The organism is Chryseotalea sp. WA131a (assembly GCA_025370075.1).
GTDB lineage: Bacteria > Bacteroidota > Bacteroidia > Cytophagales > Cyclobacteriaceae > ELB16-189.
Window position 1 is genome coordinate 34,765 of record CP073016.1, and the last position, 22,586, is coordinate 57,350.

19 protein-coding genes and 2 pseudogenes are annotated in these 22,586 nt (G+C 41.6%); 11 read left to right on the forward strand and 10 right to left on the reverse strand.

The genetic code is table 11. The annotated features are described in order from the left end of the window. Positions 1 to 20 precede the first annotated feature (20 nt). Entirely contained in the window at positions 21 to 1,088 is a 1,068-nt protein-coding gene (locus tag KA713_00145; GenBank protein ID UXE67052.1) for a serine hydrolase, read from the forward strand. A 101-nt stretch (positions 1,089 to 1,189) separates the two neighbouring features. Here KA713_00145 and KA713_00150 read toward each other — a convergent pair. After that, a pseudogene (locus tag KA713_00150) lies at positions 1,190 to 1,312 on the reverse strand (transposase). A gap of 66 nt (positions 1,313 to 1,378) precedes the next feature. Between KA713_00150 and KA713_00155 the strand changes: the two are divergent. Further along, a complete protein-coding gene (locus tag KA713_00155; protein UXE67053.1) occupies positions 1,379 to 2,212 on the forward strand; it encodes a hypothetical protein in 834 nt (277 codons plus the stop codon). Between the two features lie 260 nt (positions 2,213 to 2,472). Here KA713_00155 and KA713_00160 read toward each other — a convergent pair whose 3' ends face one another. Next, positions 2,473 to 2,832, reverse strand: coding sequence for a helix-turn-helix domain-containing protein (locus KA713_00160; GenBank protein UXE67054.1), 360 nt, complete (start codon positions 2,830 to 2,832; stop codon positions 2,473 to 2,475). Further along, positions 2,816 to 3,127: a type II toxin-antitoxin system HigB family toxin gene (locus KA713_00165; protein UXE67055.1), complete on the reverse strand. Its 312-nt coding sequence runs from the start codon at positions 3,125 to 3,127 to the stop codon at positions 2,816 to 2,818. Before KA713_00165 ends, KA713_00160 begins: the two co-directional genes overlap by 17 nt. 132 nt (positions 3,128 to 3,259) lie before the next feature. Between KA713_00165 and KA713_00170 the strand changes: the two genes are divergently transcribed. Both KA713_00170 and KA713_00175 read left to right on the forward strand, forming a co-directional pair. Then, positions 3,260 to 6,361, forward strand: coding sequence for a glycosyl hydrolase (locus KA713_00170; protein UXE67056.1), 3,102 nt, complete (start codon positions 3,260 to 3,262; stop codon positions 6,359 to 6,361). A 78-nt stretch (positions 6,362 to 6,439) separates the two neighbouring features. Then, complete coding sequence (locus tag KA713_00175; protein UXE67057.1) at positions 6,440 to 6,817, forward strand: hypothetical protein; 378 nt, start codon at positions 6,440 to 6,442, stop codon at positions 6,815 to 6,817. A gap of 28 nt (positions 6,818 to 6,845) precedes the next feature. Here KA713_00175 and KA713_00180 read toward each other — a convergent pair whose 3' ends face one another. The 3 genes from KA713_00180 to KA713_00190 all read right to left on the reverse strand — a co-directional run bounded on the left by KA713_00180 (position 6,846) and on the right by KA713_00190 (position 8,625). Then, entirely contained in the window at positions 6,846 to 7,553 is a 708-nt protein-coding gene (locus KA713_00180; GenBank protein ID UXE67058.1) for a lycopene cyclase domain-containing protein, read from the reverse strand. Positions 7,554 to 7,579: 26 nt separating this feature from the next. Then, positions 7,580 to 8,017, reverse strand: coding sequence for a sterol desaturase family protein (locus KA713_00185; GenBank protein ID UXE68982.1), 438 nt, complete (start codon positions 8,015 to 8,017; stop codon positions 7,580 to 7,582). Positions 8,018 to 8,157: 140 nt separating this feature from the next. Next, a complete protein-coding gene (locus tag KA713_00190; protein ID UXE67059.1) occupies positions 8,158 to 8,625 on the reverse strand; it encodes an SRPBCC family protein in 468 nt (155 codons plus the stop codon). Between the two features lie 830 nt (positions 8,626 to 9,455). Here KA713_00190 and KA713_00195 point away from each other — a divergent pair. Both KA713_00195 and KA713_00200 read left to right on the forward strand, forming a co-directional pair. Continuing rightward, positions 9,456 to 10,145, forward strand: a complete 690-nt coding sequence (locus KA713_00195; protein UXE67060.1) for a response regulator transcription factor — start codon at positions 9,456 to 9,458, stop codon at positions 10,143 to 10,145. A 78-nt stretch (positions 10,146 to 10,223) separates the two neighbouring features. Beyond that, positions 10,224 to 12,209, forward strand: a complete 1,986-nt coding sequence (locus tag KA713_00200) for a hypothetical protein (protein ID UXE67061.1) — start codon at positions 10,224 to 10,226, stop codon at positions 12,207 to 12,209. A gap of 98 nt (positions 12,210 to 12,307) precedes the next feature. On the opposite strand, the gene KA713_00205 is transcribed toward KA713_00200, so the two are convergent. Then, positions 12,308 to 12,469 (reverse strand): hypothetical protein, encoded by a 162-nt coding sequence (locus KA713_00205; protein UXE67062.1) that lies wholly within the window; start codon positions 12,467 to 12,469, stop codon positions 12,308 to 12,310. A 62-nt stretch (positions 12,470 to 12,531) separates the two neighbouring features. On the opposite strand from KA713_00205, the gene KA713_00210 reads away from it, so the two are divergent. The 5 genes from KA713_00210 (at position 12,532) to KA713_00230 (ending at position 17,912) form a co-directional block, all read left to right on the forward strand. Further along, complete coding sequence (locus KA713_00210) at positions 12,532 to 13,551, forward strand: S41 family peptidase (GenBank protein UXE67063.1); 1,020 nt, start codon at positions 12,532 to 12,534, stop codon at positions 13,549 to 13,551. Positions 13,552 to 13,555: 4 nt separating this feature from the next. Beyond that, positions 13,556 to 14,818, forward strand: coding sequence for a hypothetical protein (locus tag KA713_00215; protein UXE67064.1), 1,263 nt, complete (start codon positions 13,556 to 13,558; stop codon positions 14,816 to 14,818). 7 nt (positions 14,819 to 14,825) lie between these two features. Continuing rightward, a complete protein-coding gene (locus KA713_00220; GenBank protein UXE67065.1) occupies positions 14,826 to 16,274 on the forward strand; it encodes an SPASM domain-containing protein in 1,449 nt (482 codons plus the stop codon). 3 nt (positions 16,275 to 16,277) lie between these two features. Beyond that, on the forward strand, positions 16,278 to 17,153 hold the full coding sequence (locus KA713_00225) for a hypothetical protein (GenBank protein UXE67066.1): 876 nt from the start codon (positions 16,278 to 16,280) through the stop codon (positions 17,151 to 17,153). 291 nt (positions 17,154 to 17,444) lie between these two features. Beyond that, positions 17,445 to 17,912 carry a hypothetical protein gene (locus tag KA713_00230; GenBank protein ID UXE67067.1) on the forward strand — a complete coding sequence of 156 codons (468 nt, stop codon included), beginning with the start codon at positions 17,445 to 17,447 and terminating at the stop codon, positions 17,910 to 17,912. A 774-nt stretch (positions 17,913 to 18,686) separates the two neighbouring features. Here the strand turns inward: KA713_00230 and KA713_00235 are convergent. From KA713_00235 to KA713_00245, 3 genes and pseudogenes are all read right to left on the reverse strand, one after another. Beyond that, positions 18,687 to 20,009, reverse strand: coding sequence for an IS1380 family transposase (locus tag KA713_00235; GenBank protein ID UXE67068.1), 1,323 nt, complete (start codon positions 20,007 to 20,009; stop codon positions 18,687 to 18,689). Between the two features lie 362 nt (positions 20,010 to 20,371). Continuing rightward, a pseudogene (locus KA713_00240) lies at positions 20,372 to 21,441 on the reverse strand (IS3 family transposase). Between the two features lie 217 nt (positions 21,442 to 21,658). Further along, on the reverse strand, positions 21,659 to 22,561 hold the full coding sequence (locus KA713_00245; protein UXE67069.1) for an EamA family transporter: 903 nt from the start codon (positions 22,559 to 22,561) through the stop codon (positions 21,659 to 21,661). Positions 22,562 to 22,586 lie beyond the last annotated feature (25 nt).

Below are 22,586 nucleotides of genomic sequence, written 5' to 3' on the forward strand. Positions count from 1 at the left end.
CCACAAAATCATCATACCCCATGCGCCATTCCATTTTCAAAACCGCCATACTCATTTGCTTGGCTCATATCAGTTGGGCACAAGTGCCTTCTTTTAATGTCGATTCGCTGAAGGCAAAAATCGACTCGATTGCAAAAAAGCACCGCATACCGGGTGCTCAAGTATTGGTCTTTACCAGCGATAGCATTTTATACAAACAAAACATTGGTTTTAAAAACCTGGCCACCAAAGACCCCGTCATAGACCAAACCATGTTCCGCTTGGGATCTATCACCAAAAGTTTTGTGGCCGTTACGGCACTGCAATTAATTGAAAAAGGCGAATTGCATTTAGACGACAAACTGAAAGACCTCGCACCTGAAATTTATTTTGAAAATCAGTGGGAGCAGACTCACCCCATACGGTTGGTAAATTTATTAGAGCATACCACCGGTTGGGACGATTGGGCATTAAAGGAATATGCCTTTAACAGTGACACGATTACGCTTCAACATGGCCTCAACCTCTACCCCGAAAGCAGAAAATCGCGCTGGCGTCCGGGTGCTTTCTTTGCGTATTGCAATTCAGGGCCGCCCGTGGTGGCGCGCATCATCGAGAAGAAGACCAATCAGGAATACGAAGCATTGGTAAAAAGTAAAATCTTTGAACCACTCGGTTTAACGTCTATCACGTTTCGAAAAGATGGCAGCGCCAATCAACATTTGGTCACTAATTATTCAGGAGAGGAAAATCCGAAGGAAGAACCATACTGGAATATTTTGCGCAGACCCGCAGGCAGTTTGAACGCCCCTGCCTTGGAGCTCATGCCTTTTGTGCAAATGTTGATGCACCGCGGCAGTTATCGCGGCACTAAACTATTAGATTCTGCCTCGGTAGACCGAATGGAAATTCCACTCTCAAATTTGGCAGCACAGGCGGGAAGCAACGAAGGTTACGGCCTTCACAACTACACCACTTCTTACAAAGGCCATCTTTTTCACGGCCACGATGGGGGAGTGAATGGTGGCCTCGCACATTATGTTTACAATTCAAAATTGAATATTGGTTACATCGTATTACTTAACGAACTATGGATTGGAAATCCATAGGTTTAAATGCATTGACTGAAAGTCATTTGAGCGTGCTGTGAACAGCATTGAAAACCTTAAACTTAAAGTTCATTCAAACTATTCAAGAATGAAATTCTGATCACTAAATCCCTGCACCGTAGCTGAACATCTCCTTTTAAAACCGAATAACGATACTTCGTGCTCCAAACCAAATGAACGTGCAACTGATGAACACTATGGCTGCCCTTTCTCAAATTATCCATCCTCAAATTTACTAGATTTGTAGAAGCTAAAGCCTTGCACTAAAGTGCATAGCTTGAGCTACCGTTTTGAGACCAGTCAATTACGATGGTGGTGGGTTTACGAAGCTTAATGATGCAGTCATGCAAGCCATCTTGAAAGATGTACCCAGCGCACTTCCGGCACCCCTCTCGCTATCAAAAGAAGAGATGGAGAAATTTAGTGGCTACTACCGATCCACTTACCCGCGCGCACAAATGACCTATTTTATCGAGTGGCCTTTGAGCGTGACGAACGTTTTTGAAAAAGAGGGAAAGCTGTATTCACAATCTCTTTTGGGTGGCGATGCAAGCGAGCTGCAATATGCTGGCAACGGACAGTTTTTCGAATTAAACAAAGAGGGCTACACTGCCAAACTTACTATTACCACCAATGATGAGAAAGAACAAGTATTGATTACTAGTTTTGGAAACACGCGCAAGACATCGGCACTCGGTGCTTGGTTGCCTATTGTTATTGGAGGGATCGCGTTGTTTTTTACGCTGTTAGGTTTGTTGGCAGGATTGATTTGGTTGATCCGCTATTTCTATCTCAAGCGGAAAAAAAGAATACTTTCAGCACTTAGCGCACGATTAAGTTTCTGGGGCTATTGCATCAGTTTCGTTAGCATGCTTGCGGTGGTTGTGGTTAACTCCCAAGGGTTTTCGCTGGGTAATCCAGGCTTGGGGTCTTATGCCGTGTATGTCACCTCGTGGTGGATTGCCATCTTTACCATTAGCGCTCTTTATTTTTTTGTGCGCGACCGCAAGCGGATACCATCCACACTGGATAAAATATTTTTATTTCTGTGCATGGCCTCGGCCTGTTGCCTGATGGCCTACTTGGCTACCTGGGGACTCATTGGGATCAGAACGTGGGGATAACTTTTAAGATTTTGACGGGCTTTTCGAATTGCAATTCCTTCGGATGGCTACAATTTTATTGGTCTCAGTCGTTAGTTAAAACTATGCACTTTTAGTGCAAGACTTTCAGTTTCTAAAAATATAGTTGTGAAGTTAGTGCTTTGTAGTTTTTTTGGCGAGTAATTTCTATCTCTTTGGGAGTAGGTATCGTTTGGTTAAGAATTTTATTCTTTTTACAACCTATCGACTTCCAGTCGATAGTGGTTTAGTTTTGAAATATGTCAATAAGCCTGAATCAAAACTTCGGCTGGAATATTTAGTATCTCATTAAGCTTGCGAATCATTGCCAAGCTTAGTTTTCTTTTGCCTGAAAGAATTTCAGATTTCCTCGAGCGATGCCCTAATATTTCGGACAACTCACTTTCTGTCATTCCTTTTTGCTCCAACCTGAATTTGATTGCCTCTAAGGGCTTTGGTTTAGGCATTGGAAAATGAACATTTTCGTATTCCTTTACTAGGATCGATAAAATTTCTAATTCGTCCGATTCGGGTGAATTCACTTTCAAGTCTTTTTGCATCAAAGTATAAATCCTGCTCAAAGAAAATTCATACTGAGCGTTATTTTTAATAGGCTTTATCATAGCTTTTTTTTCTTGCGTCAATTTTATCGTACTGCGTATGGGTACCAAACCATACTATGAAAACAATTTTTAATCGATATTCGATATCTACAATTAATCGAAAGGAATTTCCATGAATATTGAAAACAACTCTCTTCTCAGATAATATGGATGCATTGTGATATTGACTTTTAAGTTCGTTTGGACTATTCCAAACTGCTTTTTCTGCTTCTTCATACCAAGAGAGAACCGATTGCTTTGCTTGTGGGTATTCTTTGATATAATTCTTAAGCGTTTTTACAGCGATAACCCTCACGACTGCAAAGATAACGAAATGTTACCAAAACGGTTACAATTACAATTTCTTTTCTTCCACACCCTCCAAATAAAACCCTTGGTTCTCTCCGCTTGATTTTCTTACCTTTTCGATTCCTAAACAGATTTTGCTATGCGTCAACTTTGTTCTTTGCTTTTTTTATTACTGGCCGCTAATGCTTTCAGCCAGTCCTTTGACCCCAAAACTTTTTCAAATCTGAAGTTTCGCTTCATCGGCCCGGATGGCAACCGCATGATCGCGGCCGTGGGCGAGCCGGGCAATCCGATGGTGTCGTATGCGGGTGCAGCCAGCGGTGGCATTTGGAAAACCGAAGACATGGGCATCACCTGGAAATCTATTTTTGATGAGACGGAAGATTCGTCCGTTGGGGCATTGGCCATAGCGCCCTCCAATCACAAGCAAGTGTGGGCGGGCACAGGCGAAACTTTTTTGATTCGTCCCGCGCATGCCGTGGGTAATGGAGTTTATAAATCTTCGGATGCAGGAAAAAAGTGGAAACATCTGGGCCTCGAAAAAACCTTTCGCATCAGTCGTGTGATAGTGCACCCTACCGATACTAACACCGTGTATGTTGCTTCGCTTGGCCACACGCATGGCCCACAGCAGGAGCGGGGCGTTTACAAAACCACCGATGGTGGAAAAACGTGGGAGCGTGTATTTTTCGTCAACGAAAATACGGGCTGTGCTGATCTGGCCATCGACCCAAAAAATCCGGATGTGTTGTATGCCGCCATGTGGGAAGTGGAAATCAAAACATGGAAGTTAAACAGCGGAGGCGCAGGCAGTGGAATTTATCGGACCAAAGACGGAGGCAAAACGTGGGAGCCGTTGCGCAATGGAATTGAGAGTGGCCCCTCGCATCCCGTTGGCAAGACTTCAGTTGATGTAGCTTACAGCAATCCGAAGGTAGTCTATGCGTTGGTCGAAGACAAAGAGCCGCGGCTCTATCGCTCCGAAGATGGAGGCGACAGTTGGAAGTTGATGCACAAGCACCACGGCATGGGGCAGCGTGCTGGATATTATACACGGTTGCGTGTTTCCACGGCCGATGAAAATACGGTGTACACCATTTCGGTGGGCATTATGAAAACGACCGATGGTGGAAAAACATTCGATAAAAAATTCAATCAGTGGGCACCGGGTGGCGACAATCACGATATGTGGTTTGACCCCAAAGATGGCAAGCGCATTTTGTGTGCGCACGATGGCTGCCTTAACATGACGTTCAACGAAGGCAAAACGTGGAGCAATATCAATTTACCGATTGCGCAAATGTATCACGTGGCAGTGGATAATCAGGTTCCATACTATGTGTATTCCAATCGACAAGATGGATGGAGCTATCGTGGGCCGAGCCGCTACTTGGGAGGATGGAATATTCCGCTTGGTGCATGGCATGGCGTGGGCGGTTGCGAGAGTGGTTTTGCGCAGCCCGATCCGTTTGATAACTCGATGGTATGGAGTGGTTGCTACGATGGTGGTTTGGATGTGTTTGATTTGAAGACCATGCACCCGCGCGATGTGCGTGTGTGGCCGCAAACGCAAATCGGCTCGAAGCCGGCCGATGCCAAGTATCGATGGCATTGGAATTTCCCAATGGTGCTGAGCAAACATGTGAAAGGCCGCGTGTGGGTGGGCAGTCAGTTTGTGCATGAAACCAATAGCGTTGGACAAAATTGGCAAGTGATTAGTCCTGACTTAACCACCAACGATAAAACACATCAACAAAATTCGGGCGGAATTGCCAACGATAATTTGATGACGTGGGATGGTTGTACGTTGTACTCGATGGCCGAATCTCCGGTGAAGGAAGGTGTGCTGTGGACAGGTAGCAACGATGGTCAAGTGAACGTAACACAAGATGGCGGTAAAACATGGACGAATGTTTCAGCCAATATTCCGGGCTTGCCCAAGTGGGGCACCATCCGAAACATCGATGCCTCTAACTTTGCTTCCGGCACGTGTTACCTTTCGGTGGATGCGCACCACGTCAATGACTTTGGCTCGTATGTGTACAGGACTTCTGATTTTGGAAAATCGTGGACGCGATTGAAAATAGAGTTGCCTCCGTCCAACTCAAACTTTGTCAATCAAATCAAAGAAGATCCCGCCAAGGCTGGCTTGCTTTGGTTAGGCACCGATAAGTCGCTGTACTTTTCTCCCGATGATGGTCAGCATTGGATTCACTTGAAAAATAATTTGCCTCCTGTGCCGATTTATGGAATTGAAATACAAAAGAACTTTAGAGACTTGGTGGTTGGCACGTATGGCCGTGGCATTTATATTTTGGACGACATCACACCCATTCGCGAATTCAATGAGCAGATTCAACAAGGCAACGCTCATTTGTTTTCGCTGCGTGATACGTATCGCTTTCAAGATGTGAATGGCATTAAAACCGAAAACAGTTTTGTGAACGGACAAAATCCTCCTGATGGCGCAGCGATTTCGTATTACTTGAAAGAAAAATCGAAAGATAGCGTTGAGCTGCAGGTGTTGAATGCCAAAGGAGAACTGGTTCATAAATTACAAGCGAAAAATCAACCCGGCCTTCAACGCGTTTGGTGGAACATGCGCCTGCAAGAACACAACATGCCGAAGTTGCGCACCCGCCCGCGTGGAAAAGATTGGGTAGAATTAGACGAGAAAGGTGAGCGCAATTTGTTTATCCCCGATTTAGATATCGGTCCAGGACTCACTCCACCGATGGTGCCCGTGGGTAATTATACCATCGTACTAAAAGCGCATGGTCAAGAATTCAAACAAACGCTTTCGTTGTTGAAGGACCCCAACACAAAATCAACTTCCGATAACATGGTTAAGCAATATGCCTTGGGCGTAAAGTTGTACACGGCAACCAAAACAGCTTTGCAATTGATTGACGAGATGGAGAAGATGCGTGTTAAACTTTTAGAGAAGAAAGGAGACAGAAAATCCATTACGCTGGAAGAAAAAATCTATCAATTGGAAGCCGCGTTATTCGACATCAACCAAACCGGAGCGCGATGGGATATTTTTAGAAGTGGTGGTCAAGTGTTGGAGCGGTTGCTTGCGTTAGGGAAAGAAAGTCAAGTATTCAGTGCCGATGCACCGCCCACCGATCAACAAGGAGAAGTATACGAACTCACCTTAAAGCGATTGGAAGAGGTGCAAAGTCAATTTGAATTGATACGCAAAAGCCCCGAAATCAAGCAGATTGAAAAGAAAAAGTAGTCCAATGTTAAGTTTTCATAACTTTTTGGTAATAATTACATAACATGGTAATTTGCGCGTCAATCATTCAAACTAATTATGTCAAAACAAAAAGTAACGGATAAACAAAAGGTAAAAAGCTTATTGATTAGTTCTCTTCACCAAACAATTGAGAAGCTAGGTGTTGGTAAATCAGGGAAGAAAACAGAGAAATTGTTAAACAAAAGTGCTAAGAAAATCGCGGCCTCTGTAGCTAAGGAAATAAAGAAGGCCAAGAAAAAAACCAAAAAGAACTCAGCGAAATCGAATGGCAAAAAAGCCAAGCCTGTTAAAAGTACCGGAACGAAAGTAAAATCTGCTAAGCGTACAGTTAAAAAAGTGAAGCCTGTTAGGCGTATCAGCAAGCATGCTACCAAAGGAATCATAAAATATTCAACACCAACACTCGTTGAACCAACTGTATCAGCAACAGTATAAATTTTTTTTCTGAGATTGAAAGCCAAGGTTACTCAATAGCCTTGGCTTTTCTTTTTTGAAAGAACTCGAAAAGTGAAATATTCAATAGGATTAGCAGCATACCATAAAAAGCATCCTCTACAGGTATAGTTCCCAAGCGAATGTTCAAGTTCTCTGAATTATTGTACCAGATGACGGGCTCTTCAATTCCTGTCCCTGTCAAGACACCATTCACAATAAAAAAAGGAATTAAAAGAAAAGCGAACGCCAAATAGAACCGTCCTAAGAAAATTGGTTTCCAAATCCATTGGACAAAAAAGAGAAAAATCGAAAGCCCAAAGAAAGTAACAGACGTGTATAGTCTACCATAATTTAACGAGCCAACGACTACCAGGAAGAAGATAATCAAGACTGAAAAAAGAACGGACTTCTTATTCACTATATCCTCTCTGAAGTAAAAGTTAACAGCCTCGTAGGAAAAGATACAAGCATACGGAATACAAATAAACCAAAGCACCTCTTCTAATGGTAGATGAAAGAAATATACGCCAACGATGTATTTTGGATTGAATCCCCAAATACCCAAAGAGGCAAATAAATTATCCCAAAACAAAAAAAGGATACCCGGAATTATAATGGCTGGTACTATCGACTTCCATTTTTTGTAGACTGGGTTGATGGGTAAAAAACTTAACCCCAGCGGAAACACGATGGTCAGAAAATCGATGAGCGAGTAATAGTATTTTTCAGGAATCATTAGCAATCATATTCAAAATATATAAGCTACTGTGTCTCTTGCCTATCTTTCTTCAATACAAATTTCTTGGGCTCAAACTTTTTAGGTGCATACAAAAAACCGAAGGCCTCACAATTTTCTTTCGTATGCTTGGCATGGTGGATGTAATGTGCATGCATCATGCGCTGCAGGTACGAGCTGCGCTTGCGCGGAATCCATTTGATACGCTGGTGCACAATGATGTCGTGGAACACCAAATAGAAAACACCGTAACACAAAATACCCAAGCCAACGGCAAACAAGTAGGGGCTTGGAAATACCGATGTTGAAATAACGATTAAAATAATCGAGGGTACACTAAACACTACCGCAAACAAATCATTCCGCTCCAATGCATGGTCGTGCACGCTATGGTGCGATTTGTGCCACGTCCATAAAAACCCGTGCATCACATACTTGTGCGTAAACCACGCCACAGCTTCCATAAAAAGGAAAGTGCCGATGGTAATGATTGAACAAAGGGTAATAGTAAACCAATTCATGCTCTGCGTAACTCTGCGTGAATTTCTCTGCGAACTCTGGGGTAAAATTTTAAACCGCAGAGGCCACAGAGGTGCGCAGAGAGTTATTTTTTAGCTTTAAAATATTCTTCCAACACCCTATACCGATGCTCAAAAATACGTTTTACCTCTTTGCCCACAAATAGCCAATGTGACACTCGGCCCAATATCCCCAAAGGAATGGCGTAATTCACTTCATCGATCATCTCTACCCCGCCCGGCACTTCTTTAAAGTGATGCTGGTGGTGCCACAGGGCGTAAGGCCCAAAACGCTGCTCGTCAATAAAATGAAGCGGCTCCTTTACCTGCGATATTTCCGTTACCCAATGCACTTTGATGCCGGGCAATACATTTACGTGGTATCGGATGATTTGCCCAGCGTATGCCTTTTCACCTCCGGAAATGTATAATATCTTAAAGCCCATGTGCTCGGGCGTTATTTTGTCTAAGTTTCTGGGCGTGGAGAAAAACTCCCAGGCTTCCGCCAGCGAAATGGGCAGTACTTGAGTGCGGGTTAGATTGTATATTTTCATACTCCTTTTAAACAGCGAATAGGGGAAAAGGGTTTTTGCGCTTATTGCACATATCCATTATTTGGGCGACATTGCTCGTTCTAATTTCAGGATTCGCCTTTTTCAACGTTTTGTTTTCCATTTTTTAATGGACTCCCTGCAGCAGGCAAAGAAGAAAGGACGTTAGGATTTCTTCTCAAGTCTTTGCGGTGAGACCGTGAAAGTTCGCACTTTCAAACGGGTGACCCCGCTTTCAAAGACTTGGGGACGAAGTTAAAGGTTTGATTTGAGAGTATCCAGATGTTAAACGATTACAAACGTTTAATTACGGCTAATGCCTGCAATGGGGAGAGGAAATTTAAAAGGAATGGAAATAAACGTTGCCAGTCCAAATAACGTGCGCATAATTTTGTTTTATGCGCAATGACTTGTCCTTAAAAAGGCGACCCTGAAATTGCAACCGCGCCCAACACAGGGTTGCCGAAATCGGGCGGAGACATCGTTATCGTCCGTTCGTACTTTTTTATTAAATTTATCAAGCGGGAAAGTACGAAGGCATAACTGGCCCGACTTCGGCAACCCTCAACATTTTAACTAGATAAGTGCAACTGAATGCACATATTTGGAAGTTAGGGGCAATGCCCTTGGACTACCCGATAACATTTGACTAAACAAAACTTTATGCTTATAACCACCACGACAAATGATGTTGCCCACCGCACGGCAACCATGAGCATTCTCCCAGCCGCACCAAGCAAGAGTGTGGCAGTAGCTGCAACCGCGCAATGCCATGTCTCACGCTACCCCCACACACATGCTTCCCCCACTTTATAAAGTTTCTATTGACACATATGAGTAAGATAAAATTGGCAGTCGTTGGCGATCACAAGATGTTCCGAAAATCAATCATTAAGCTCCTTGAGACTGATCAAAATTTAGAAGTTGTATTGGAAGCAGAAAACGGTAAACAGTTATTGGAACAATTGAAAACAGTAACTCCCGACATAATACTAATGGACATTCAAATGAATGCAATGGATGGATTTGAGGCAACAAAAAAAGTGCATGAGTTATATCCAGACCTTAAAATAATAGTACTTTCCCTAAATGACAATGAGGCAAACATCATTGAGATGTATCGGCTTGGTGTTCAAAGCATCATTGCTAAAGAGGAAAATCAAAATGAACTATTCATGGCCATCAAAGCAGTTAGCAATGGCGGATGTTATACTACTTCCATATGTCAAAAAATCATTCAAGAAAAATTGAATGAGTATGCGCTAAAGAATAACGTTGAAGAAGTCCCAGCTTTATCTCAACTAACCGCAACTGAACTTAAAGTTTTTTGGTATGTATCTCAATTTAAAACAGTAAAAGAAATTGCAGAACTCTTGTACACCAGTCCAAGCACAATCAACAATCATGAGTTTAATATTCGGCAAAAACTTGCGCTTCGCGGCAAAAACTCCCTTTTGCAATACGCTTTGAGTTTTAAGGACAGATTGATTTTTGTCAAAGGAGCAGTAAAACTCAAAAAATAGTAGATATCTACTATTTACTCCTGTCTATTAAAATCTGTACTTGCTTATGATATTTTTAATTTATCCTCTGCTGACAAGATGAAATCTTTTATTGATTTTGTTAAGACTTCACCGATTCAACCATCGCTTAAGGAGGAAGCAATTGACTTGAAGGTAATTGATGGTCATCAATTTTACATAAACATCGTCAACTATTTACGGCCACTTTTTCCGAACATAACGGATGAAAAATCTGAACGAATTACTTTAAATGGTTACTTGTATTTTAGGTTCCTTCTCCTTTTTGACAATTTCATAGATGAGTCAAAAGGGAAAGCCAAGGTGACGGATAATACTTTCCATAAGTTAATGATGGCGTTTGAGTTCTATGAAAAATCTATCAGAGGTCTATCAAACTTGTTTGATGAGCACCACCACTTTTGGAACAGTTTTGCTCTTTTGAAAAAGGAGTACTTCGCTTCTATCATTAAAGAAATTGAAATTTCTGCCACAAAGAAGTCTATCAATGAAGATGAATTTCAATTATTGGCCGCTGGTAAATCTTCCATATGCAATGCTACCGTTTATGCGATTAGTAGTTTAGCCAATAATGATTCGTACAATTCCTTATTGATGGAGTGTATCCGAGAGTTTCATATTGGCTTACAATATGCAGATGATATTGAGGATTTTAGAAAAGACATCCAAGAGGGGCAATGGACTTATGCACAGAGCATGGTTCGCGATTACGTTGAACGAAGTGAATTGATTATTACAGATTCTAATATACTCCATAGATATTTGTTTGTGTCGGGTGTTGCCCGATATAGTATTGAAAAAGCAATAAATCATTTTAACCAGAGTATAAAAATTTCGCAGTCTCTGAGATTAGAGGACTTGACTAATCTGTTGCTAAAGAAAAGAGAGGGGTATCAAGATTATCTAATCAGAATTGATTTAGTAATTCAAAAAGCAAAAGTAAAATTCACGAAGCAGAAAGAATTAAAACCCTTTCAGTCAATAAACGAAAGCCTAATTGCAGGAATAAGATATCTTGAGAAAAATCTTGAGAAAAATTTTGAATGGTCGGACTTTCTTACCAACGCAGGATTTGGAAAATCATGGGTTACAGCATACGTGGGATTTCAATTATCCGAAATCAATCCAAATAATAGTCTTTTGACCAAAGTATTGAATAACCTGTGTGTGCAAAGGAATAGTTCTTACAATGAGAACATTATAAGCGATGGTGACTCAACCACTTTCAAGTTGGGATTTATGAACAGGATGAAAAAAGAAATCTCTTTTAATGAGAAGGAGAAGTGGCTTGCTTTTATGAATAAAGATGGTGGATGGGTAACGTATAGAAATGAGCAATTTCTTAAAAATTTATTGGGTTTTGAAGCAGAAAACATGCCTGTAGGTGGATGGTTAACAAATAAACTATGTATCTCCGCTTCCGCAGCGTATGTGTTATCTCAATTCGATGGTTTGAAAGATGAATACATTGCGAGTTGCTCTTTTTTAGCGAAGCATTTAAAATCTAACATTGCATTATCTTCATACTGGTGGTCAAGCCCAGTATATGCTACTTCTTTTAGTATAATGGCTTTATCCAAACATCCAAATTTCAGAGAACAAATTGTTAGGTCAGTTGAATGGCTAAAAAACCAACAACAAGAGGAAGGTTACTGGAAGAATGAGATGTTGAATGTACCTAGCCCATTTTACACAGCTCTTGCTTTAAAATCTTTGTTGTTGTTTGATTCAAAGAAATATGAAAACTGTATTAAGAAAGGTATTGCTTGGATAGTGCAGAATCAAGTTACTGATGGGAGTTGGCTTACTAATAGAATTTTGCGTATCCCAGCTCCAGATGTGGAAGACCCATTAAAAGTTGATAGGTGGAAATTATCATCATTTGGTATCAACTGCGTGGCAGATGATCATAATAGGGTATTTACTACTTCCACTGTCGTGAACATGTTAGCATGTTTTCATAAAATCTTCAAAAATGATATTGATGTTACCCTTCAATATAAGGCGAACGCTGAAAAGCCTATTAAAAGAGTAAGCGCAAATTGATTAACTTTGTGATTATGGTAAATGAAGTAGCAAAAAAAAACCATCCTGTTCCATCCGAGCAGGAGATGGCCGAGATCTTTGAGGTAGAAGAGCTAGAGTCACGGCTCGAAATGTGCTTCTGGGGAATTGGATGTAGCACTAATGGATGTTGCAATGGCTGCGATGCTGTATGCCCTATCGTAAACGGTATATGTGGTGACGCTGCATGTGCCATTCCATAACAAGGGTGCTGAAAACTTGTAACCTGATACAATTATCATTTCTTGGTCAGGTTACATTTTTCCAAAGCCACTAGCTTTTTAAATCTAAGAATAGGGCAAATATGAAAAAGACATTTTTTATTTTTTTACTGATAATATCCAGTTCATGCACCGATTTGATTATTGGGCCAGACCCCGTCAATACACATCTTAGTATTTTCGAAGAATTTTGGAAAGGAGTCAATACTACATGGCCCGAGTTCGCTAATAAACACGTTAATTGGGATTCCCTCTATCGCCTATACAGGCCGCAGGCAGAAACTGCCACAAGTGATGAAGACTTAAAGAAAATATTGAGCCCGTTGGTCAACAGCTTAAAAGATCAACACACGGATATCTATATTCAAAACAAGCTTACCACCGCTACGGCCATCAGGTACAACCCACTGTACCCAAAAAATTTTTATGGATTCAGTTGGGTATCGAAAAATTACCTCTCGAATGTAAAAACCAATAGGGTGCTCGGCTATCAATTGATAAACCAAGAAGTGGGCTATATTTATATAGCAACATTTTCAAATCCCCATCAAATAAGTGATTTTGAACTGATCGATCAGATTCTTCAGGAGTTTGGGACAGCAAAAGCAATCATAATAGATGTGAGGAGCAATACCGGTGGCAGCAGTCTCAATAGTGATTTAGTAGCCAGCAGGTTTGCGGACAAAAAACATACTAATTCCTATTATAGGCACAGGGTGAGTGCCCAACGCTCCGCAATGAGCGAATTTGTAGCTCAGGACATTGCGCCAGCCGGTAAAACTCAGTTCAAAGGCAGGGTGGCTATTTTAACGAACCGTTACTCCTTTAGTGCCACCGAGAACTTTATACTGGCAATGAAGTCATTCCCAAATGTAATTCATTTGGGAGATTTTTCAGGCGGTGGCAGTGGCACCAGTCCTGTTTTTAGAGAATTGCCGATGGGCTGGTCTTACCGTATTTCAAGCCTATTGCTCTGTGATGCACAGAAAGAACCCATTACTAACGGCATTAAGCCTGATATTTTTGCTCAAACCACTAAATCTGATTCTTTAAATGGAAAAGATAGCATTATTGAACGGGCAATTTTTGAATTGACCAAATAAAATAATGGGATTGATGCAAGTACAGGATTTCACCATACCAAGATTATCCAACAATATTGAAGTGTCCGTGTTCGATGCCGACAGTTATTTGGTCAAACATACGCAACTTGACTATCGCCTAAAAATAAGCCACAGTACCATGCAAATGCTTAGCTTGGTGGACGGCCATCGGAGCATTGAAGAAATTGCCCAAGCCCTATCCGACAAGCTGCAAAAAAAATTAGATGTGGCAACCGTTTACCATAAACTTTACACAGGCGATTTAGCGAATTGTGGCATTGTAGTGACCACTAGAAAAATTGAACCAAAAAAAGCAGACGGGTACATTTGGTTGAAGTTCATCATTCTAAAAGCAAGGAATATTGAATGGATAGCCCGAGCATTGTCAATTTTGTTTAAGCCTTCTGTTTTCTACTTTCTTTTTTCTGCCATGCTGATTTGTCTGCTTGCGGTTTTATTCTTTTTTCTTGAAGGGCAAGCCATTTTTGATCGAGCTATCAAAGTTGAAAATTTACTGGTGTTTTATGTTTTTCTTTTACTCAGTGTTTTTCTCCATGAGATGGGGCATGCATCAGCATGCAAAAGATTTGGGGCCAAACACGGAGACTTGGGTTTTGGTTTTTATCTGATTTTCCCTGTTTTCTATGCAGATGTGAGTGATTCATGGAGGCTATCCCGTAAGCAAAGAATTATCATCGACTTGGCGGGTATCTATATGGAATTGATTTTATACACTGTTATTTCGCTAATATTCTTGTTCACAAGAGAAGATTTTTTGATTCAACTTGTCTTTGTAAGATTGCTGGGGACTGTTACCAATTTGAATCCCTTCCTCAGATTTGACGGATATTGGGCACTATCAGATTCGATCAACATCCCCAACCTTAAGGGAAATTCAGATAAAAAGCTAAAGGCAGCCTTGCAATGGCTATTAGGCAATACAAGTTCACCATTAAAGAATACGTTGGATTATTTCATGGCTGCTTATGCTTCTGCTAGCTGGGCATTTGTGTTTGCTTTCATAGGTGCTACTTTATTGTTCAACTCTCACTCAATTATCTATTTTCCTATAAACGTCTATGAGTTTATTTATTTAACCGTGGGGGATTGGGAGAAGGTTAGTGGCAATACCTTAAAGGCTTTTGTCTATAGTTTTACAGTGCCCTTCATGTTCTATTTTATGTTGTTCAGTTGGTCAAGCAAAATAGCCCTCTCGGTTAAAAGAAAGTCATCAATTCAAAGAAAAACGCCACAGAAAATTGAATAAATCTTTTATGAGCTTAAAACTTTCTCATTATATCGTGGTCACAGAACCTATCGATAGCAAAGGACGTAGGATCCTACTGTCCACACGGACTAGCAGAAATATAATTATCACGCAGGGATGCCTCGATTACTTGCAAAGCGGACGCATAGAAGAAGTGCCTGAAAAGACCTTGGAGAAATTAAAAGAAATAAAAGCAATTGTGCCAAGCGAAGAAGATGAATTATTGACAATTGTAAATGAAAATAAGCGTAGTATAGAGGAAGAAAGTTCCACACTATATGAGGTGATGCAGCCATCGGCCAATTGCCAATTGGGTTGTTATTATTGCGGGCAGCAACATACGAAAGATCAAATGGATGTATCTTTAATTAACAAGATTGAGGAGAGGATACGAAGCAAAGCTGCTTCGGGAAAGTTTACCCACTTGTATATTGGGTGGTTTGGCGCAGAGCCTCTCATGGGGCTACGACAAATTAGAGAACTAACCACTGTTTTTAAGCAAATAGCCCATGACTTCAGTTTGGGATACGGTGCCAAAGTTGTTACAAACGGACTAAGTCTAAAAGAGGCTATTTTCGATGAACTTGTAGGGGAACTTGCCGTAAATTCAATTGAAGTAACCCTAGACGGAACAGAAACCTATCACGACCAACACCGCCATACAAAAGAAAGTGGAAAATCATTTGCCCTTATTTTTCAGAACTTAAAAAATATTTTAACAAAACCTGATTTTGAAAAACTAGGATGTCAAATAACCATTCGGTGCAATGTGGATCAAAATAATTTTGAGGGGGTAACACCGTTGATGGAACTTTTGAAAGAGAATAACCTACACCAAAAGATAGCCAACTTTTACCCCATCGGGATCTATTCATGGGGCAATGATGCCCACAAAAAATCCTTGACCAAAGAAGAATTTGCACAACGTGAACTGGTTTGGTTAGCACAAAAAATAAAGAACAATTTCAGGGTTTCATCATTGATACCGAACAGGGTTAAGAAAGTATGCTTTACGGTTTCAAAACATTCTGAAATGTATGATTCGTATGGAAATGTTTTTGATTGCAGTGAGGTATCGTATGTGCCTGTCTACAAAGGGTCAGAATTTGTATTGGGCAACATCAACAATGCTTCACCGACAACAAAATTCAAACGGAGTGTGCTCAATGATTGGAATGATACCATTCTTACAGATAAATTTCCGTGCCATACGTGTGAGATGCTGCCAGTATGCGGGGGCTGTTGCCCAAAATCATGGCACGAAGATATGCGTGCGTGCCCGACTAATAAATTCAATATCAAAGACAAATTGATGATGAGCTATGTGCTTAATCAGCCAACAAAACAAGACTTGAAGAATAAACTCCTTGAGATTTCCAGTCTTTACCCAAAGAAGGAATGGATAAGTGAGATACATGACTTGTTCTATTTGTCTGAAACAACAAGCAATGCTTAATCCATGAAAAATCGAATCCTTCTTAACGGAATCACCGTTTTCATCGGTCTGATGTTTTTATCATCAGGGATAACCAAAGCCATGGATATAAATAGCTTTGGAGAGATCCTTAAGACGTATGGATCAAAATATTTATATTTCATCGCTCCTTTTCTATCTTCGTTAGAAATACTCTTGGGCTTTGGGTTGGTGTTTTTGGTAAATCCAAAAAAATTAGCTTTTATATCACTTGCCCTTACTTTTTTATTCACCATCATTTTTGCATTCGGATATCTATTTTTAGACGTTAATGACTGTGGTTGTTTTGGCAGCATTCTGAAAATTCCACCCTTTTTAACTTTTATCCGAAACGCTGTGATTATATGGCTTGCTTGGAATGTTTGGGTGCATTACCCTGATCAACCATCTTCAAAATGGGGTAAAGTCCGCCTGTCAACTGCGATTGTTTTTGGTCTAGTTTCCTTATTGGTAGCATTCTTAGATTTAACTGCAAGTTTTAAGCAAAGCCAAAGATTTAATGAGAGTTCAGTTTATTCAACCCTCTTACCAAAATTGATAAAACTTCCCTCAAGCAAAAGATATTTGGTTTTCATGTTTTTGCCAACCTGTTCGCACTGCCAAAAGGCAGTACCTAACGTCAAAAAATATAAAGAAGATGACTTAGTAGATGATATTGTAGGTATATACCCTAGCCATTCGAATCCACAAGAATTGAAATCCTTCACTCGTAATTTCAGTATAAATTTCTTACTAAAGTCATGCAGGGCTGATAGTATGAATATGCTTTCAAAAATATACCCAACCGTTTTTGTTATAAGAAACGATACCATTCATGACACGTTTATAGGCTCCGTCCCATTGCCAAAAGAATCTTATTGATTATCCACCCAGTTTCTTAACATGCTTCTAAAAAAAAATATAGTGTTATTTAGTTTCGTAATGTTACCCGTTTGGTCTTTTGGGCAAACAAAAGAAAGGCAAATTGGTCTTAGTTTCGGCCCGGCATACTATGCGGTGAGGAACAATTCTGTTTCCACGTTCACGCACACAGGTGTAGGCTGGCCAATCTTATGCTTTTTCCGTTTGAATTCAGAAAAAAACAGGCATCATGCGCAGTTTTTTTATACAAAATCAAATCTAGAGTCAGCAACCAGGCTGGTGTTAACACAGATGGAGTCTGCGTATTTGCAATATGCCTATCATAGAAGGATTGCTTCGGTAAATGAGAAAATCAGTTTTTTTGCAGGGGCTGTATTGAATTATAGCGGTTTCTATCGGGCGACCTCGTGGGGCAATAGTTTTAGCATTGACAAGACTGGTGAGTTTATTGCATCACTTAGCCCGTCTGTTCTGTGTGAAATATCACTAAAAGAAAATACCATCAGTATTCAAGCATGGTCATCAGTGCTCGCGAATGCAGTGACAAATGGACATACAAAATGGGATAGCGAAACAAATTGGCTGAGCATTGCTGATTTTTCGAATATCGATGTGCGTATCGCTTACAGCCGTAACCTCTCTGATAAATGGAGCGCTCGCCTCGATTACAAGTTTGAATACTATCATTTGCAAAAATATCAAGGCGTAGTTTTACTGAGCCATCAAACCTTATTGTCAGTATTTTATAGAATTCATTGATGGACAATGTTCTATAACTTTGGCTGACTTGAACTGAAAGTTCATAAGGGGCAACTATGGCAACTTTGACTAGAGAACAAGAAACCTGATTTAAGGAACTGACTGGTCAATTTAGTATTGTCCTACCCAGTTATAGTAATGACGCAACCGTGAAGAGAAATGGAGCAACCTGAAAAAGAAAGCTGGCATACGTAAAAAGAAATGACACGCCCACAAAAAGAATTATTGCACTTGCGACTAGTATTCCCTGCCTTGCCGACAGGCAGGTTGCACCCAAGACTAGGATTCCCGCGACATTACAAAGGTTTCCAAGTGGGACAATGTGAAAAACACAAAAATGATAATAGACCTACCCGACAACGGGGCCGGCCCAAGCGGCACACATAGCAAATCCTGCACATGCCTTCACACAAACCCAAACTTTGCCAAGAGTGCCGCCCCCTTCGCACCAATACTGGACACATTGCCGACAGCAACCCGAAAAATTGGATCAGGTTGCCCCGCCCGCGACTATGTTTCAAACAAACATTTGGTGATAAAATAAAAACCGCTTTACGACAGCTTGACAACATCTCAAAAATTAACGGGTGACTTTAACGGAATTGGGCACATGGCGCTAACACAGTGTTTGTGTAATTGCGGGGTGAAGTAGTAGTGGAAGGTAATTACCTTCGCAAAGCAGTTTGTGCCGAGGACAGGGCGTGGCTTTAAATCCCGCAACTAACACAAATACTCAACCGTTACCTGCCATTTAACCCAGATTTTGCAGTAGAACTATCCAGTCAGACTTAGTGGCAGGTTTATTTTTTGGACATTTGAGAATAATCCATCATACCATTGCCTTCTTTTGAGTGGGACGGACATTTTCAGTACCCATTTTTGGGCTTCCTGCTCCACCCAACTTCCAACTGCAAAGCAGTTGAACCTTAATGTGGAAAGCTTGGGCTGTGGCTGTTTTTGATGGGTTATTTGGCGGAACAGGCTCATCAAATTATAGGCTACCATCACAAAGCGCATAGCTGTTTCAGTAGCACAAAAACTATCCATGCAAAAGCCTTCTGTACCGAAATCTTCTTTCAACTCCTTGATCCTGTTTTCGGCATCACCCCTGCGCTTATATTGTTCCCATATTTCTGTTGCCGGCAGGGCTTGGTTAGTGACAAAGGCATGGTACCTTTTGCGGTACACTTTTTCGTCCGCTATGCCCACGCTGCTGAATAATGTCTTGAGCTTCTTACCCGTTGCCCTGGCCCTGATTTCTTCACTTTGTTTGATGACCACAATCCTACGGGCTTTGCCCCAGCCGCCTTGCTGGTAGTTTATTTCCGATACCCATAAGCCTTCGCCTATCGCATTCCATTGGGTGATACCATAAATGCTGGCTTGTAAATTGGCATACAGCTTACAGGCAATGACGTAGGGGATATTTCTCTGCTCAATGAAATCCAAGACTGTACCGGTACAAAACCCACTATCGGCCCTGAACAACCCTACTGTTTTGTTTTTGAGGATGGCAAAGGTCTCTTCTAAAAAATGGATGCAGTTGCTGTTGCTCCCTGTATTGCCGCTGCGGTTCCAGCAATTGGCCACCATGCGTATGTCATTGACAAAAGCAAACAAGGGATGATGGCTGCCACGGCCAGGCTTCTTGGGGTTGTACCCTTTTTTGCTGCCTTCCTGTTCCCCGTAACGGGTGATCACACTGCTGTCCATATCCAACGTGTAATTGTCGAATTGGATCTGCTCAAAAAACCACGTGTACAGTTCAATGAAAATTTGGTGGTTCATTGAGGGCGTAAACTTTTTAAAGAAACGCCCGAAGGTGGTCCCCGAAGCAACCCGCTTCCATCCAAATATCTGGCGCAACACTTCATCAACCCGCACCACCGCTGTGTGACTAAAACGAAAGCAACCAATCCAGATGCCCACCCAAAAACTCTCTATTATACCCACGGCATCTATCCGGTTGTTACTCTTGCTCTCAGGCAAACCAAGCTCGGCCAACTTCTTGCTGATCCCAGTTTGGTCAATCAATATTTTCATCTCTTTCATCCCGCCCCACGCTGTTACTAATTTATCGGTATAGTGGTGTTCCATATTCAAATATAAGACACCTTGTCACTATTTCATTCTACTGCAAAATCTGGGTTTAAATGAGCGACTTGCAGACAACCATAGACAACCTTTACCTGACCTTCAGTAAATATACCACTGTGGGAATTCACCATTGTGACTGTGGTTGTATTGACGAGAATGATGTTAAAAAACTAAGCTCAAAACCTTTGAGAGAGTTAGAGACGGATGACTTGATTTCATATCACGGAAGTGCATTATATACATGGGGGTGAAAGCTCCCCTTACTTAGTAGCATCCAAAATTAAAGATTTCCAGGTGAACTTGGCATCCTGTTGGAATGTGGGAAACTCCACCCCGCTCAACGGGTGGTGGAGTTTTCCATATTTCAACAGGAACTGCGAAGGTGTTCTGTAGCCTAGGGCGCTGTGCGGCCTTTCATTGTTGTAGACCCACATCCAAGCTTGCGTGAGGAGCCGTGCCTGGTTAAGATTTTCAAAGGCATAAGCATCCAGTACTTCTTCGCGGTACGTTCGATTGAACCGCTCGATGTGCCCGTTTTGTTGCGGCTTGCCCTTCTCGATGAAAACAAGTTCGATGCTGTCACCGCACCAATCTTTCAGCGCCTGGGCGATAAACTCCGGGCCGTTATCGACACGGAGCCGCTCGGGTTTCCCGCGCCATTCCACTATGCGGTCAAGTTCACGAACCACGCGCTTGCCGGTCAGGCTGGTATCGATGGTGATGTTGAGTGCTTCACGGTTAAAATCATCGATGACGTTGAAAGCCCGGAATGGTTTTCCATACAAAAGGCCATCGTGAATAAAATCCATCGACCAGGTCAGGTTATGGTGCAGGGGCTGGAGCAAAGGTTGTTTAATTCGGGCGGGTAAGCGCTTTTTGTGTTTCCTGCGCAGGTTCAGTTTCATATCGGTGTAGATGCGGTAGACGCGTTTATGGTTGTCCCCAAAATTTAATAGCCGCAGCCGGTGGCACATCATCCAGAAGCCCCAGCGGCAATGGAGCTCTGCCATCATTTGAAGTTGTTCACGGATTGGCCCATCATTTTTTGGCTTGGGTTTGTAACGGTGAACTGAGGGGTGAGTGCCCAGCAGTTGGCAGACCTGACGAATGCTGATGGAATGCTCTTCTGTAGAGTAGTCAATCAGCTCCCGTTTTTCGGCAGGCCATAAAGCTTTTTTTCGACAATGTCCTTTAAAACGGTAATCTGCAAGGTCTGCCCGGCTACAATTTTCTTGTACTGGGCCAACTCACCTTCCAACTCCTTTACCCGCTTGAGCTGGTGCACCTCCATACCGGAATACTTACTCTTCCAGTAATAAAATGTAGGTTGGCTGATGCCATTCTCCCGGCAGATGTCGGCCACTTTCTTTCCTTGTTCTTGCTGTTTGAGGATGCCCACGATTTGGCTCTCATTGAATTTTGTTGTTTTCATTTCTTCCCAATTTTAACGATTAAACTCTATTTATAATCGCTACTGTTTTTGGGGGAGCTTTCAGTTTGATCTACCTAAACTTTGATCTTCAGCAAGATGTTAAAAAGTTCATACTTACCTATCACGGAAAGGAATCATTTGCGCTGGCCTATCAACATAAATCTCGATTTGTGGAGTTGATTTTTAAAAGAAAAAATTAGAAGTCATAACTGAAAGTTTAGATTTGGAGAGCATATTTTCTCTTCAAAAAAGGATAGCTTGCCACGGCTGACAAAATAATCAGCGTACCTACGTAAAAATTCCAACTCATTACTTCTTGCTGACCAAATACCAGCAAGGCAAGAATAATTCCGTAAACGGGCTCTAAGTTCAAAGCCAATTGAATAAAAAATACAGAGAGTTTTTTGGTGAGGTTGATCGCTACCGAATAGGCATATACCGAGCAAGCCCACGCCATGATGGCAATGTACACCCAATCCATCGCGGCAGGCAGTAGTTGCAGTTCATTGCCTTCTGCCCAAAACTGTTGATAGGGCGGAAACATCAATGCAACAAACAAACATGCTCCCAGCATTTCGTAAAAGGTAATGGTGTGGGCATTTACGCGCGCCACTAGTTTTGCATTGATTACACTGAAGATGGCCGCGGTAAGCCCTGAAAGAATGCCCAAAAACAAACCCCACGCAAAGTTGAAATTAATTGAAAAAATAATGGCCAGTCCAAGCAACACCACAATGCCTAAACTCATTTCAAGCCAATGTATTTTTTTGCGGTTAGCAATAGGCTCGATCAAGGCTGCCCAAAATGAGCAAGTGGCAAAGCCAACCAAACTGGTAGAAGGGTTAGAAACTCGGCCCGAAGAAAAAAATGTAAGCCAATGAATGGCCACAATTGCACCGGTCAATAAAATTTTAATTAGATCTCGCGTGTCAACTTTGAAGGAGGTTCGGAAAAGGATCATTAAAAATCCCATGCCGATGGCGGCCAATAGAGTCCTGTAAAAAACCATTTCCACCGAAGGGATGCTCACGAGCTTACCCAGCACGGCAGTAAATCCCCACAAGAAAACCAAGAAATGAAGTTTCAGATAATCTTTGGTGGTGGCTACTGCTCCGCTCATTTTTAATTCTTTTTAGTAGTTGGAG